Origin of the sequence: Bacillus sp. AR4-2, from assembly GCF_008274865.1 — a bacterium.
Classification (GTDB): domain Bacteria; phylum Bacillota; class Bacilli; order Bacillales; family Bacillaceae_G; genus Bacillus_A; species Bacillus_A cereus.
The window spans coordinates 3,651,054-3,666,555 of sequence record NZ_CP031062.1; the positions used below are offsets into that span (position 1 = coordinate 3,651,054).

Here is a 15,502-nt window from a genome sequence, read left to right on the forward strand (position 1 = left end):
AACCACCTTTGCTAAATTTGTTCCATCACAAACCGTCTTGTGGCCGCATCAATTTCCAAAATTTCCTCTAAGCTCGGTCGTGCAATGACATTGTGATGGTTCATTGCTTTTTCAATGAGGTCTTCCACTGTTAAGAAACCAATTCTCTTTTGTAAAAAGGCTTCAACAGCTACTTCATTCGCTGCGTTCATTACAGCTGGCATACTTCCACCTGCTTTTCCAGCTTCATACGCAAAACGTAAACAACGGAATCGTTCTTGGTCCATTTTCTCAAAATGCAACGTCCCTATTTCCCATAAGTTTAACTGTTTTGTGTCTGAAAGAGGCAATCTATCAGGATATGTAAGTGCGTATTGAATTGGTACTCGCATATCAGGTGAACCAAGCTGCGCCATTACACTACGATCTTCAAATTCAACCATAGAATGGATAATACTTTCTTTATGTAAAACAACATCGATTTGCTCATAAGGGATACCAAAAAGCCAATGTGCTTCAATTACTTCTAGTCCCTTATTCATCATTGTAGCAGAATCAATTGTAATTTTCGAACCCATTGACCAGTTTGGATGTCGAAGCGCATCTTCTACGGTCACATGATGCAATTCATCCCTCGTTTTATCACGGAAACTTCCACCAGAAGCCGTTATAATAAGACGAGAAATTCTTTTTTCATTTTCACCATTCAAGCACTGAAAAATAGCCGAATGTTCACTATCTACTGGAAGTAACGAAACATTATGTTTTCGTGCTGCTTCCATTACAAGATGTCCTGCAGTTACTAACGTTTCTTTATTTGCAATTCCAATTGTTTTTTTCGCCTCAATTGCACGAAGTGTTGGTAACAACCCTACGCTACCTACAACAGCATTTACTACAATCTCCGCATCTGGATGTAATGCTACTTCTAAAAGTCCTTCACTACCATATACAATTTTTGTATTACCAGAAACAGATTGTAATTTTAAAACATCTTCCTCTCTTTGCACAGAGACGATTTGCGGAGAAAATTCTTGAATTACCTTTACTGCGTAGTCAATATTTTTCCCTACAGAAAAAGCAACGAGACGGAATTGGTCTGGGTGCGAGCGTAATACATCTAAAGTTTGTGTACCAATTGATCCGCTTGCACCTAATAAACTAATGTTTTTCATGACTCCAACCCCTCGTTCATTTATTAATTGTATTGTAATAAGAAGTAGAGAATTGGTAAAACGAATAACCAACTATCTGTTCGGTCTAATATACCACCATGCCCAGGTAAAATTGTACCTGAATCTTTTACGCCATAATGACGTTTAAAAGCAGATTGTACTAAATCACCAATTTGTCCAAAAATAGAAATGATAATTGTCAGCACAATTAAAATTACTACATTCGATTCGACTGGGAAGAACACGTTGTAAACAAGTGCCACAATAATTCCACAAACGATGCCGCCTAATGAACCTTCAATCGTTTTATTTGGACTAATTTCTGGCCACAATTTTCTCTTGCCCAATGCTTTTCCTACGAAATATGCGCCTGAATCAGTAGCCCATATAACAAATAATGCGCAAAATACATATTTAATTCCTAATATTCTCGTTTCATTTAAATATAAGAATCCCATTGCCACATATGTCGTTGCCATCAGTAAAAATGAAGCATTATCAAAAGTAAATGTATTCTTAGAAAGGACTGTATATGATAAAAGTAATAAAACAATCACAAATGTGATTTCCAATTTACCTAATCCAATCCATGTAAACAGTTTTGATGCACTACTTGGAATTAAAAGAATCCACAATAATACTGCAGCTAAAACTGTCGGTACTGAAATAAGCGTAAGCTTATTCATACGAATTAATTCATATAAACCTATAGAAGCAAGTGCATACACTAAAACCGTAAAAGGCACGCCACCGTATATTACGATGGGAATGAATAGCGCGGCAGCAACCACTCCAGTAATAATTCTCTGTTTCACTACCAAACCCTCTCTTTCTACACGCCTCCGAATCTGCGCCCTCTATGTTGAAAGTCAGTAATCGCATTTAGCAAATGTTCTTCTTTGAAGTCTGGCCAATACACGTCTGTAAACCAAAACTCCGAATATGCAATTTGCCATAACATGAAATTACTAATACGTAGCTCTCCGCTTGTTCGGATTAACAACTCTGGATCAGGTAAAGAACTCGTCATTAAGTAGGAGGAAAGCATTTCTTCACTTACCTCTTCAGAACGAATTTTTCCTTCCTCATTATCTTTCATCATATGTTGCACAGCAGAAACGATTTCATCTCGACTTCCATAGTTTAACGCGAAATTAAGAATTAATCCCGTATTCTCTTTCGTATCTTCCATGGCTTTCTCCATCGCTCTGCGTGTATGCGTAGGAAGACGATCTTTTTGCCCTATTACTCGGACTTGTACGTTTTCTTCAATCAATTCTGGTAAAAATGTACCTAGAAATTCTTCTGGAAGCTTCATTAAATAATCAACTTCCTTTTTCGGTCTTTTCCAGTTCTCAGTTGAAAAAGCATAGAGAGTTAACACTTTCACATTAAGTTTACTTGCAAATTTTGTAATTTTCTTTACAACTTGCATACCTTCATGATGTCCCGCAATACGAGGCATTGCTCTCCTCTTTGCCCATCTTCCATTCCCATCCATAATGATGGCAATATGTTCTGGGATATATCCTTTTTTCACTTCTTCAACGAGATGATCAAACGATGTGTCCTTTTTACCTTTAAAAAAAGGAAAGTTTTTAAACATCATTCATACCCTCCAGCAAGCAGACGTATGCCTAAAAGTGTAAAAAGACCCCCTTAAGAAGAGGGTCATATTTGCGAAGTTATCGCTATTACACTTCCATGATTTCTTTTTCTTTGTTTTTTGCGATTTCGTCAACTTTTGCAATATATTTATCTGTTTCTTTTTGGATATCTTCAGTATATCCTCTTAAATCATCTTCTGTAATCTCGCCAGCTTTTTCAAGCTTCTTAAGATCATCATTTCCGTCACGACGTACGTTACGAACAGCAACTTTTGCTTCTTCAGCATATTTTTTCACAACTTTTACAAGATCACGACGACGCTCTTCTGTTAGTGCAGGAAATGCAATACGAATTACAGTTCCATCATTAGAAGGGTTTAAGCCTAAATCTGCTTTTAAAATTGCTTTTTCAATATCACCGATAGAAGTTTTATCATAAGGTTGAATTACTAGTAAACGTGCTTCTGGAACTGTAATGTTCGCTAATTGCACAACTGGTGTTGGTGCACCGTAGTAATCAACTTGTACCTTATCTAATACAGACGCGTTTGCACGGCCAGCACGAACTGTTGCTAATTCACGAGAATAAGCAGCAACTGCTTTTTCCATTTTTTCATTTGAAGACTTCAATACTTGTTGTCCCATATTTATTTCCCCCTTACCACTGTTCCGATATTTTCGCCTAAAACGGCACGTTTAATATTACCTTTTTCCATAACTGAGAATACAATTAATGGAATATCATTATCCATACATAGAGAAGAAGCTGTAGAATCCATTACACCTAAACCTTCTTTTAATACATCTAAGTAAGTAAGCGTTTCGTATTTTGTAGCTGTTGGATCAATAGATGGATCCGCATTATATACACCATCTACATTGTTTTTCGCCATTAAAATTACATCTGCTTCAATTTCTGCCGCACGTAATGCTGCTGTTGTATCTGTAGAGAAGTATGGGTTACCTGTACCTGCTGCAAAGATAACAACACGTTTTTTCTCTAAGTGACGAACTGCTTTACGACGAATGTAAGGTTCTGCAACTTGACGCATCTCAATTGAAGTTTGTACACGAGTTTGAATTCCGATATTCTCCAAGCTATCTTGAAGAGCTAATGAATTCATAACTGTCGCTAACATGCCCATGTAATCTGCCCCTGCACGATCCATGCCCATTTCACTTCCAATTTTTCCACGCCAAATGTTACCGCCACCAACAACAACAGCAACCTCTACATCAAGTTCTGCAATTTCTTTTACTTGTTCCGCAACTGACTTAATAACAGTTGGGTTAATTCCAAATCCTTGCTCTCCAGCTAAAGCTTCTCCACTTAGCTTTAAAACGACACGATTATATTTCGGTTTACTCATAATGAACCTCCAATTGCTTACATCTTTATTTTAAAAAAGGGAACACAATGTGTTCCCTAATCTGTATTAGTTACTACCTTTTACTTGGTTCATTACTTCTTCAGCAAAGTTGTCTTCGCGTTTTTCGATACCTTCACCAACAGCGTAGCGAACGAATCCTTTTAATGTTCCGCCTTTAGACTCAACGAATTGACGAACTTTCATATCAGGGTTTTTAACGAATGCTTGGTCAAGTAAGCAAATCTCTTCGAAGAATTTGCCTAGACGGCCTTCAACCATTTTCGCAACGATTTTCTCAGGCTTGCCTTCGTTTAATGCTTGTTGTGTTAATACTTGACGCTCATGCTCAACTTCTTCAGCTGTTACAGCATCGCGGTCGATGTATTTAGGGTTAACTGCAGCGATGTGCATTGCAACATCTTTAGCAGCAGCTTCATCAGTAGAACCTTCAAGAACTGTTAATACACCAATGCGTCCACCCATGTGTAGGTAAGCGCCGAATGCATCTGCATCAGTTTTTGATACGATTTCGAAACGACGAAGTGTAAGTTTTTCACCAATTTTAGCGATTGCTTCGTTGATGTGCTCTTCAACTTTTTTACCGTTTTCCATTGTTTGAGCCATAGCTTCTTCAACGTTAGCTGGTTTGTTAGTTAATAAGTGAGCAGCTAATTCTTTAATTAGTGTTTGGAAACCTTCGTTTTTCGCAACGAAATCAGTTTCAGAGTTTAATTCTAAGATTAAAGCGTCGTTACCGTTTGTTTCGATGAAAGTTAAACCTTCAGCAGCAATGCGGTCTGCTTTTTTAGCAGCTTTCGCAATACCTTTTTCACGTAAGAAGTCAATTGCCTTCTCCATGTCGCCGTTAGTTTCTGTTAAAGCTTTTTTGCAGTCCATCATACCTGCGCCAGTTTTTTCACGTAATTCTTTTACCATTTGAGCAGTGATTGCCATACTTTTCATCCTCCTAAAATATGTATTTATACCTTTTATAAAGGTGTTTATACCTTAAAAAAGGTGATAAAAGGCCGAACCCCTTATCACCTTTCCAACTTTGTTACGCAGTAACAGTTTCTTCACCTTGTTTTGCTTCAAGGATCGCGTCTGCCATTTTAGATGTAAGAAGTTTTACAGCACGAATTGCATCATCGTTTGCTGGGATAACGTGATCGATTTCGTCTGGATCACAGTTTGTATCAACGATACCGATGATTGGAATGTGTAATTTGCGTGCTTCAGCAACTGCAATACGCTCTTTACGAGGGTCTACTACGAATAATGCACTTGGAAGACCTTTCATATCTTTAATACCGCCTAAGAATTTCTCAAGACGCTCTAACTCTTTTTTAAGTTGAACAACTTCTTTCTTAGGAAGTACTTCGAAAGTACCATCTTCTTGCATTCTTTCGATGTCTTTAAGACGCTTGATACGCTTTTGGATTGTTTGGAAGTTTGTTAAAGTTCCACCTAACCAACGTTGGTTAACGAAGTACATACCAGCACGAGTTGCTTCTTCTTTAATAGCTTCTTGTGCTTGTTTTTTAGTACCTACGAATAAGATGTCTCCGCCTTCAGCAGCGATGTCGCGCATCGTTCTGTAAGCTTCCTCAACTTTTTTCACAGTTTTTTGTAAGTCGATGATGTAGATACCGTTACGCTCTGTGAAAATGTAACGCTTCATTTTTGGGTTCCAACGACGAGTTTGATGTCCGAAATGAACACCAGCTTCAAGCAATTGCTTCATAGAAATTACTGACATAATATAGTTCCTCCTAAATGGTTTTTGATATCCTCCGTTTACTTCATCTCTAAGCGAAACTACAAACGTAGCACCAACACTTAAATCAGTAAACGTGTGTACTTTGTACTGACACCACTGCTTACTATATCATACTGAAATATTACAATCAAGTCGAAAATGCGAACAATGTAAAACTTTCTTTGTTCATACTCGAATTCTAGTATTACCAACCTTCTTTTCTTTTAAGCAAAAAAGTAAATACAATTAATAGTTTTCCCAGAAAAAACGCTTATGACACTTTTCACAAGCATCTTCTATCCATTGCACAAAAAAACTCTCCTCAATTGAGGAGAGTTTTTTATAAATTAGTTTGTTTTTAATTTAGCAAGTTCTTGTAGAAACTTGTCGTTTAGCACTTTAATGTATGTTCCTTTCATACCTAAAGAGCGAGACTCAATAACACCAGCACTTTCTAATTTACGTAGTGCATTTACGATTACAGAGCGAGTAATTCCTACGCGATCAGCAATTTTACTTGCAACAAGTAAACCTTCTGTTCCATTTAATTCTTCGAAGATATGCTCAATTGCTTCTAACTCACTGTAAGATAATGAGCTGATTGCCATTTGAACAACAGCTTTACTACGCGCTTCCTCTTCGATTTCTTCTGCTTTTTCACGTAAGATTTCCATACCTACAACAGTTGAGCTGTACTCAGCAAGGATTAAATCATCATCTAAGAACTCTTGACCAAGACGAGCTAATACTAATGTACCTAGACGCTCACCGCCACCAACGATTGGTACGATTGTAGTTAAACCTTGACCGAATAATTCTCTGTTTTCTACTGGGAATGCTGTGTAAGCACTGTTCACATCTAAGTTTGAAGATGTTTCTGTAATGTTGAATAAGCTTTGTGTATATTCTTCTGGGAATTGACGTTCTGCAAGCATTTGCTTCATGCGTTCGTTTTCGATTTGTTGGTGAATTGCATAACCTAGTAATTTACCACGACGGCTAACTACGAATACGTTTGCTTCGATTACTTCACACATTGTGTCAGACATTTCTCTAAAGTTTACAGGCTTCCCTGCTGCGCTCTGTAATAACGCATTTAATTTTCTCGTTTTTGCTAATAATTCCATTTCAAAAGTTCCTCCTACATGTTACTCACATATTTTTTCATCACTTGGAAACTAGGGCGAGTCACCTGATGACACTATTACAAAATAAACTGGCTCACATCTTTATTTTTAGCAATTGTTGCTAATTTCTCCTCAACGTATTGAGGTGTTATCGTTATTTTCTCTAACGTAATTTCAGATGCTTCAAACGATAAATCTTCAAGGAGCTTCTCCATAATCGTATGAAGTCTTCTTGCTCCAATATTATCTGTATCCTGATTAACTTGATAAGCAATCTCAGCAATCTTACGAATAGCTTCGTCTGAAAATTCAATTTCTATACCTTCAGTCGCTAATAATGCCATATATTGTTTAATTAACGCATTGTCAGGCTCGATTAATATTTTAACAAAATCGTCTGTCGATAATTTTGTTAATTCTACTCGAATCGGAAATCTCCCTTGCAATTCCGGAATTAAATCCGACGGTTTAGACATATGGAACGCTCCAGCTGCAACGAATAAAATATAATCCGTTTTTACTGATCCGTATTTTGTCGCAACATTCGACCCTTCTACAATTGGCAGAATGTCACGTTGCACACCTTCACGTGATACATCTACGCTATTCGACTGCTTACCAGCAATTTTGTCAATTTCATCGATAAAAATAATCCCGAGCTGTTCAGCACGATAAACAGCCTCTTGTGTAACTTCATCCATATCAATTAAGCGCTGTGCCTCTTCATTTGTCAAGAGTTTTCTTGCTTCTTTTACAGAAAGTTTACGTTTTTTCGTTTTTTTCGGCATAAAACTTCCTAGCGCATCTTGGAAATTCATTCCCATTTGTTCCATGCCAGTTCCTTGTAACATATCAAACATGGAAGACTGTTGTTCAGTCACTTCAATCGATACAATTTCTTCTTCAAGAAGCCCTGCAGCAAGCTTTCTCTCTACATCTTGACGTTTCTTTTCGATTTCAACATCTTCTTGTGTATCAGACGTTTGATTCGAATTTTGAGCGCCTCCAAAAAGCATCTCTAATGGATTTTTGAATCCAGATTGCTTCTCCGGACTCGGCACTAAAATTTCAACAAGACGTTGATTCGCTTGCTCTTCTGCTTTATCTTGAACTTTCACTACCATTTCTTCTTTTACGATACGAACCGATGTTTCCACCAAGTCACGTACCATCGACTCTACATCTCTACCCACATATCCAACTTCTGTGAATTTTGTAGCCTCAACCTTAATAAAAGGTGCTCCAACGAGTTTCGCCATTCGTCGTGCTACCTCTGTTTTCCCAACACCTGTCGGTCCAATCATTAAAATATTTTTAGGTGCAATTTCGTCACGTAAATTTTCAGCTAATTTACTGCGGCGATATCGATTTCTCAACGCTACAGCAACCGCTTTCTTTGCGTCTTTTTGACCGATGATGTATTGATCTAATTTTTCCACAATTTGGCGCGGAGTAAAATGTAAATGCATATAAAATGCCTCCCTTACGATTCTACAATTCTTCAACAATTATGTTGTGATTCGTATAAACACAAATATCGCCAGCAATCTCTAAACTCGCTTTCGCAATTTGCTTCGCTGTTAAGTGTTCACTTGCATATTGCTTTAAAGCACGACCTGCAGAAAGTGCATAATTCCCACCAGATCCAATTGCTAAAATACCATCATCCGGTTCAATCACTTCTCCTGTACCTGAAACAAGGAGCATAGTTGTTTTATCCATGACAATGAGCATCGCTTCTAGCTGACGTAACATTTTATCGCCACGCCATTGTTTTGCCATTTCAACAGCAGCACGCTGCAAGTTGCCATTATACTCTTCTAATTTCCCTTCAAACATTTCAAAAAGAGTAAATGCGTCAGCAACTGATCCTGCGAAACCAGCTAAAACTTTACCTTGGAAAAGTTTACGAACTTTACGAGCTGTATGTTTCATTACAACAGCATTTCCCATTGTCACTTGGCCATCTCCAGCCATTGCACATTCTCCATTATGATGAACTGCAAATATCGTTGTAGCGTGGAAATTTCCCATAGAAAAAACTCCTTTATTTGTTTTTATAGCTTTTAAAGCAATTTATGCCCGCGGGTGATGCTTCATGTAAACAGAACGCAATCTTTCTTTAGAGACATGCGTATAAATTTGTGTCGTCGACAAATTTTCATGGCCTAATAGCTCCTGTACAGTACGTAAATCCGCCCCTTCATCTAGCATATGTGTAGCAAATGTATGCCTTAACATATGGGGACTTATCCGCATTGTCAGCGAAGCCTTTTTAATGAGTTCATTTAAAACATAACGAACCCCACGACTTGTTAGCGGTGTACCTTTCGCATTTAAAAATACCATATGAGAATCTTCGTCAGTCTTATTAACTAACTGTTTTCTCCCATTCTCTATATAAGTAATTAAAGAATCTTGCGCATAGCTTCCGAACGGAATATACCTTTGTTTTTTTCCTTTTCCCATTACTAAAATTGTTCCCACCGCAAAGTCAATATCGGTAAGTTGTAAATTGACACATTCACTCACACGGATCCCAGTCGCATACATCAACTCTAATAAAGCTTGATTCCTTTGGCCTAATGGCGTTTCCGTGTCAGAAACTTCAAATAATTCCTCTAACTCTTCAGCATATAAAAACTTTGGGATTGACAATTCTTTTTTGGGGAGTGACGCAAGTGCAAACGGATTATCCTTTCGATAACCTTCACGCATCAAAAAACGATATAAACTTCGTAAGCTTGATACTTTTCTTGCGACAGATTTACGGGCTAACTTTTCATCGTGCAACGTCGTTAAGTACAAACGAACATCCGCGTATGTAACGTCTAAAAAAGAGGATATGCCTTCTCGTTCCATAAATTGCACAAAATGTTCTAAATCATTTTGATAACTTGCAATTGTATATTTTGAATAATTTCTTTCAATTTGTAAATATCCAACGAATAATTGTAACAATTTCTTCACATTCACACAACTCACCTCAATAAAGGCTACTAAATCGTATCACAACTTAGTAGCCTTTGCAAGAAATTTAACTAAATATTTACAAAATTTCGAATCGTTTCTAAAGCGCGTGCTGCGTACGCTTCATTTCGTTCTGCTTTCTTTTTAATCTTCTTCTCTAACGGTGCAAATAGACCGAAGTTCGCATTCATCGGCTGGAAGTTTTTAGCGTTCGTTGCCGTAATGTAATTTGCCATGCTACCCATCGCAGTTACTGGCGGTAATACAACTGGCTCTTCACCTTGCACAAGACGCGCAGCATTAATTCCTGCTAATAATCCTGATGCTGCTGATTCAACATATCCCTCTACTCCAGTCATTTGACCAGCGAAGAATAAATCATCACGTTGTTTATATTGATATGTTGGACGAAGCAAATTAGGTGAATTAATAAACGTATTACGATGCATTACACCATAACGTACAATCTCTGCATTTTCCAATCCCGGAATTAACTGTAGCACTTCTTTTTGCGGTCCCCACTTTAAATGAGTTTGGAAACCTACGATATTGTATAAAGTTCCCGCTGCATCATCTTGACGTAACTGAACAACAGCATATGGCGTTTTCCCTGTTTTTGGATCTTCCAATCCAACAGGTTTCATAGGTCCAAATACTAACGTCTGTCTCCCTCTACTTGCCATAACTTCTACTGGCATACAACCTTCAAAGAAAATTTCTTTTTCAAACTCTTTTAAAGGCACTGTCTCAGCAGCAATTAGAGCCTCATAAAAACGATCAAACTCTTCTTCTGTCATTGGGCAATTTAAATATGCAGCTTCACCTTTGTCATAACGCGATTTTAAATATACTTTATTCATGTCAATACTGTCTTTTTCTACGATTGGGGCTGCAGCATCATAGAAGTAGAAATAATCTTCTCCTGTTAATTCTTTCAATTTTGCAGAAAGATCAGGAGATGTTAATGGACCTGTAGCAATAATTGTCGGTCCCTCTGGAATATCTGTAATTTCTTCATTCATTACAGTTACATTTGGATGGTTCTTTACGTATTCTGTTACTTTAGCTGCGAACTCATGACGATCTACAGCTAAAGCACCTCCAGCTGGTACAGAGCACTCATCCGCCGCACGAATAATTACAGAATCCATTAAGCGCATTTCCTCTTTAATAACTCCAACTGCATTTGTTAAAGTGTTTGCACGAAGTGAGTTACTACATACTAATTCAGCGAATTTATCTGTGTGATGAGCTGGCGTTTGCCTTACCGGTCTCATTTCATATAATCTAACTTGGACACCACGTTTTGCAATTTGGTAAGCCGCTTCACTTCCTGCAAGACCTGCGCCAATGACGTTTACTACTTGTGTTGTCATTTATATCACCTTTCCTTTTCTTCCCGAAAAAAATGTGAGCAGTTACGCTCACATTTGTTGTTCTTCTTCATAATCGCACGAAATACATTGTACTTGCACGCCTTTTTTCAACTTTTTCTCTACAAGCATGCCTTCGCACTTCGGACACTTACGACCAATTGGCTTATCCCAAGATACAAAGTCGCATTCCGGATACGTACCGCACCCATAGAAAAGACGTTTCTTTTTATTACTACGGCGTTCAATAATTTGACCCTTATCACACTTTGGACAAGTAACACCGATTTCTTTCACAATCGGCTTTGTATTACGACAATCTGGGAAATTCGAGCAAGCCATAAATTTCCCGTATTTACCCATTTTAAAGACCATTGGGTGATTACATAATTCACAATCTTCCCCAGCTGGTTCATCTTTAATTTCCACTTCACGCATTTCTTTTTCCGCTTTTTCTAAACGCGGTTCAAAACCTACGTAGAAATCATCAACAATTTTTACCCAATTCGCATTTCCTTCTTCTACTTCATCAAGGCTTTGCTCCATATTGGCAGTAAATTCAATGTTAATAATTTCTGGGAAAAACTCTAAAATAAGTTCAATTACTATTTCACCAAGTTCAGTCGGAACGAAGCGTTTATTATCCAAACCTACATACCCACGCTTTTGAATTGTTTCAAGTGTAGGTACATATGTTGACGGTCTTCCAATTCCAAGTTCTTCAAGTGTTCTTACTAGACGAGCCTCTGTATAGCGCGGAGGAGGTTGTGTAAAATGTTGCTTTGGTTCTAAATCCTTTGAAAATACAGTTTCCCCTACTTCTAAAGGTGGCAACATCTTATCCTTTTCTTCAGCACCATCATCTTTTGACTCTACATACACTTTCATAAATCCTGGGAACTTTACAACCGATCCACTTGCACGGAACTGAACATTGTTATTAATGAGTCTCGCTGTCACAGTATCCATTATAGCAGACGCCATTTGACTTGCAACAAATCGCTCCCAAATCAATTTATATAATCGAAGTTGATCACGACCTAAGAAACTTTTTAGTTCCTCTGGCTTTCTCATTACTGAAGTAGGACGAATTGCCTCATGCGCATCTTGTGCATTTGACTTTTTCGTTTCTTTCTTCTTTTCTGTTCCTATGTATTCCGTACCATACGCTTCAGTGATGTAAGTACGAGCCTCTGTTTGAGCTGTTTCTGAGATACGTGTTGAATCAGTTCTCATATACGTAATAAGACCTACAGTTCCTTGTTTTCCAAGATCTATCCCTTCATACAATTGCTGTGCAAGCATCATTGTTTTCTTTGCTCGCATGTTTAACTTACGTGCTGCTTCTTGTTGCAAGGAAGATGTTGTAAACGGTAATGCAGGATTACGTTTTCGCTCTTTGCGCGTTACATTTTCAACTGAAAACGCATTGTCTTTCATCTGTTCAATTATTTCATTCACTTGCGTTTCATTTGTTAATTGAACTTTTTCACCATCTACACCGTAAAAGCTTGCTTCAAATGTGTCTTTTCCTTTTACAAATTCTGTTTTAATTGTCCAGAATTCTTCAGGTTCAAAGTTTTGAATTTCCCTTTCACGCTCGATGATTAAACGAACTGCTACAGATTGTACACGTCCTGCACTTAATCCTTTTTTTACTTTCTTCCATAATAAAGGACTAATATTGTAACCAACAAGACGATCAAGTATACGTCTTGCTTGTTGTGCATCCACTAAATCCATATTAATTGCACGAGGATGTTTAAATGATTCTTTGATTGCATCTTTCGTAATCTCATTAAACACAACCCGACAATCTGATTCAACGTCCACATTTAACGTATTCGCTAAATGCCAAGCAATTGCTTCCCCTTCACGGTCTGGATCGGCCGCGAGATAGACTTTCTTTGCTTTTTTCGCCGCTGATTTTAAATCTTTTAAGACGGGACCTTTACCACGAATGGTAATATACTTCGGGGTGAAGTTGTTCTTTACTTCTATCCCCATTTGACTTTTTGGCAAATCGCGAACATGTCCCATAGACGCGACAACTTTGTATTTTTTCCCTAAATATTTCTCAATGGTCTTCGCCTTAGAAGGCGACTCCACGATTACGAGGTAATCTGACATGCTAGTGCCTCCTTAAGAGGTGGATTCAAGTCTTCATTAATCTTATTGATTTCTCTTGTTTTTGTCAATCAAGAATGAATATACCATACAGTGCCAATCTACCATTTGTCAATAATTGTTTAATAAAAACATAAAAATATAAGGTTAATTTAAAATCTCTTCCAAGATATCTTCTGCATTTCTTACTAGTTTTGCTCCTTGCTGAATAAGATGATTCGTTCCCGATGCCCCCTCTATAAATATAGGTCCAGGAAGCGCAAACACCTCTCTATTTTGCTCTAACGCAAGGTCTGCAGTAATAAGTGTTCCACTTCTCGATTTCGCTTCTACAACTAAAACACCTTTACTTATACCACTAATAATCCGGTTCCTTTTTGGAAAATACCACTTTTTCGGTGCATAGTGCGGCGGATACTCTGTCAATAACAATATATATTCCTTCCACATTTCATATAAATGTCTATTTTCTTTCGGATACATAAAAGACAATCCATGCCCTAATATCGCAATAGTCGGGCGATGATGCCTTACTGTAATCTCATGAGACATTGTATCTATCCCTTTTGCAAACCCACTGACAATAAGCCACTCTCTTTCTAATAAAGGGTGTAAAATAAACTTCAAACTCTCATGACCATATAATGATGGTTCTCTCGTTCCAACAACTGCTAATTTATTTACTTTATTCAGGAAATCTTTCTCTCCTTTTCCATATAAAACGAAGGGAGGGTCTTGTATTTCACGTAATAATTGCGGATAATCTTCATCCCATATCGTTATATAAAAAATACGATTTCTCTCTAAATAAGATATATATTGCGGAAGATTTGAACTTTGAAGAAATTTTACTAGTTCTGAAGATTTTTTCGAGGATATTCCAGTGTAGTGTTCCATTTGTTTTTCGTTAAATTTATATATGTTCTTTAATTCTGGATCGACATATAGTAGCCTCTCCATCGCCTTCCAATAATCTGCTAGCAAGTAATGAAGATGTAATAATCTCTCTCTTTTCATCTTGATTCTCCTTACCCATAATTTTTATTATGTAAACAGAAAAAAGTGTAAAAAGACACCCTCAAGTAAGAAGGTGTCTTTCAACAGATTAATAGTTTTTACAAGTCTCAAATAAACCTTTTTCTTTTAAAACAGAGATTAGCGTTTCTCCCATAACTGCTGGAGTTTCAGCTACTTTAATGCCACAAGCTTCCATTGTTTTAATCTTTTCAGCAGCAGTTCCTTTACCGCCAGAAATGATTGCACCAGCATGGCCCATACGTTTGCCAGCAGGCGCTGTTTGACCACCAATGAAGCCTACAACAGGTTTTGTCATATTAGCTTTTACCCATTCAGCTGCCTCTTCTTCTGCTGTACCGCCGATTTCACCAATCATAATTACAGCATGTGTTTCTTCATCTTCATTAAATGCTTTTAACGCATCAATAAAGTCTGTACCGTTAACAGGGTCTCCGCCGATACCTACAGCAGTAGATTGGCCAATACCTTCTTGTGTTAACTGATGTACAGCTTCATAAGTTAATGTACCAGAGCGAGATACGATACCAACATGACCTTTTTTATGAATATATCCTGGCATAATACCAATCTTACATTCATCTGGTGTGATTACACCTGGGCAGTTTGGTCCAAGTAAACGTGTATGTTTACCCGCCATATATCTCTTTACGTTTACCATATCTAATACAGGAATCCCTTCAGTAATACATACTACTAAATCAATTTCTGCATCAACAGCTTCCATAATTGCATCTGCCGCAAAAGCGGGTGGAACGTATACAACTGAAGCGTTTGCGCCTGTTGCTTTCACTGCATCTTCTACTGTATCAAATACTGGTACACCTTCAATATCAGTGCCGCCCTTACCTGGTGTTACACCACCGACAATTTTCGTACCGTATTCAATCATTTGTTTTGTATGGAATAAACCTTGAGAACCTGTAATACCTTGAACAATAACTTTTGTATCTTTATTAACTAATACGCTCATTTTTCTC

The 15,502-nt window shown here is 37.6% G+C and carries 15 protein-coding genes; all 15 read right to left on the minus strand.

The features are described 5' to 3' along the window. Positions 1 to 11: 11 nt before the first annotated feature. The 15 genes from dxr to sucD all read right to left on the minus strand — a co-directional run bounded on the left by dxr (position 12) and on the right by sucD (position 15,495). A complete protein-coding gene (gene dxr, locus DN399_RS18710; RefSeq protein WP_000790373.1) occupies positions 12 to 1,154 on the minus strand; it encodes a 1-deoxy-D-xylulose-5-phosphate reductoisomerase in 1,143 nt (380 codons plus the stop codon). Between the two features lie 23 nt (positions 1,155 to 1,177). Then, positions 1,178 to 1,969 carry a phosphatidate cytidylyltransferase gene (gene cdsA, locus DN399_RS18715; RefSeq protein WP_000813594.1) on the minus strand — a complete coding sequence of 264 codons (792 nt, stop codon included), beginning with the start codon at positions 1,967 to 1,969 and terminating at the stop codon, positions 1,178 to 1,180. Positions 1,970 to 1,986: 17 nt separating this feature from the next. Further along, entirely contained in the window at positions 1,987 to 2,763 is a 777-nt protein-coding gene (gene uppS / locus DN399_RS18720) for an undecaprenyl pyrophosphate synthase (protein ID WP_000971296.1), read from the minus strand. An 85-nt stretch (positions 2,764 to 2,848) separates the two neighbouring features. After that, positions 2,849 to 3,406 carry a ribosome recycling factor gene (gene frr / locus DN399_RS18725; RefSeq protein ID WP_000531501.1) on the minus strand — a complete coding sequence of 186 codons (558 nt, stop codon included), beginning with the start codon at positions 3,404 to 3,406 and terminating at the stop codon, positions 2,849 to 2,851. Positions 3,407 to 3,408: 2 nt separating this feature from the next. Further along, positions 3,409 to 4,131: a UMP kinase gene (pyrH, locus tag DN399_RS18730; RefSeq protein ID WP_000042668.1), complete on the minus strand. Its 723-nt coding sequence runs from the start codon at positions 4,129 to 4,131 to the stop codon at positions 3,409 to 3,411. Between the two features lie 66 nt (positions 4,132 to 4,197). Beyond that, positions 4,198 to 5,085: a translation elongation factor Ts gene (gene tsf / locus DN399_RS18735; RefSeq protein ID WP_001018578.1), complete on the minus strand. Its 888-nt coding sequence runs from the start codon at positions 5,083 to 5,085 to the stop codon at positions 4,198 to 4,200. Positions 5,086 to 5,188: 103 nt separating this feature from the next. Continuing rightward, entirely contained in the window at positions 5,189 to 5,890 is a 702-nt protein-coding gene (gene rpsB / locus DN399_RS18740) for a 30S ribosomal protein S2 (RefSeq protein ID WP_000111485.1), read from the minus strand. 347 nt (positions 5,891 to 6,237) lie between these two features. After that, the gene (codY, locus tag DN399_RS18745; RefSeq protein WP_000421290.1) at positions 6,238 to 7,017 is read right to left on the minus strand and encodes a GTP-sensing pleiotropic transcriptional regulator CodY; all 780 of its coding nucleotides are present in this window, start codon (positions 7,015 to 7,017) and stop codon (positions 6,238 to 6,240) included. 77 nt (positions 7,018 to 7,094) lie between these two features. Then, complete coding sequence (gene hslU, locus DN399_RS18750) at positions 7,095 to 8,486, minus strand: ATP-dependent protease ATPase subunit HslU (protein ID WP_000550078.1); 1,392 nt, start codon at positions 8,484 to 8,486, stop codon at positions 7,095 to 7,097. A gap of 22 nt (positions 8,487 to 8,508) precedes the next feature. After that, the gene (gene hslV / locus DN399_RS18755; RefSeq protein WP_000526272.1) at positions 8,509 to 9,051 is read right to left on the minus strand and encodes an ATP-dependent protease proteolytic subunit HslV; all 543 of its coding nucleotides are present in this window, start codon (positions 9,049 to 9,051) and stop codon (positions 8,509 to 8,511) included. A 42-nt stretch (positions 9,052 to 9,093) separates the two neighbouring features. Further along, positions 9,094 to 9,993, minus strand: a complete 900-nt coding sequence (gene xerC / locus DN399_RS18760) for a tyrosine recombinase XerC (protein ID WP_001101243.1) — start codon at positions 9,991 to 9,993, stop codon at positions 9,094 to 9,096. A gap of 65 nt (positions 9,994 to 10,058) precedes the next feature. After that, complete coding sequence (gene trmFO / locus DN399_RS18765; protein WP_000213002.1) at positions 10,059 to 11,363, minus strand: FADH(2)-oxidizing methylenetetrahydrofolate--tRNA-(uracil(54)-C(5))-methyltransferase TrmFO; 1,305 nt, start codon at positions 11,361 to 11,363, stop codon at positions 10,059 to 10,061. A gap of 48 nt (positions 11,364 to 11,411) precedes the next feature. Beyond that, complete coding sequence (topA, locus tag DN399_RS18770) at positions 11,412 to 13,490, minus strand: type I DNA topoisomerase (RefSeq protein ID WP_001286963.1); 2,079 nt, start codon at positions 13,488 to 13,490, stop codon at positions 11,412 to 11,414. A gap of 144 nt (positions 13,491 to 13,634) precedes the next feature. Continuing rightward, positions 13,635 to 14,504 (minus strand): DNA-processing protein DprA, encoded by an 870-nt coding sequence (gene dprA / locus DN399_RS18775; RefSeq protein WP_000818043.1) that lies wholly within the window; start codon positions 14,502 to 14,504, stop codon positions 13,635 to 13,637. A gap of 88 nt (positions 14,505 to 14,592) precedes the next feature. Further along, positions 14,593 to 15,495, minus strand: coding sequence for a succinate--CoA ligase subunit alpha (sucD, locus tag DN399_RS18780; RefSeq protein WP_000115178.1), 903 nt, complete (start codon positions 15,493 to 15,495; stop codon positions 14,593 to 14,595). Positions 15,496 to 15,502 lie beyond the last annotated feature (7 nt).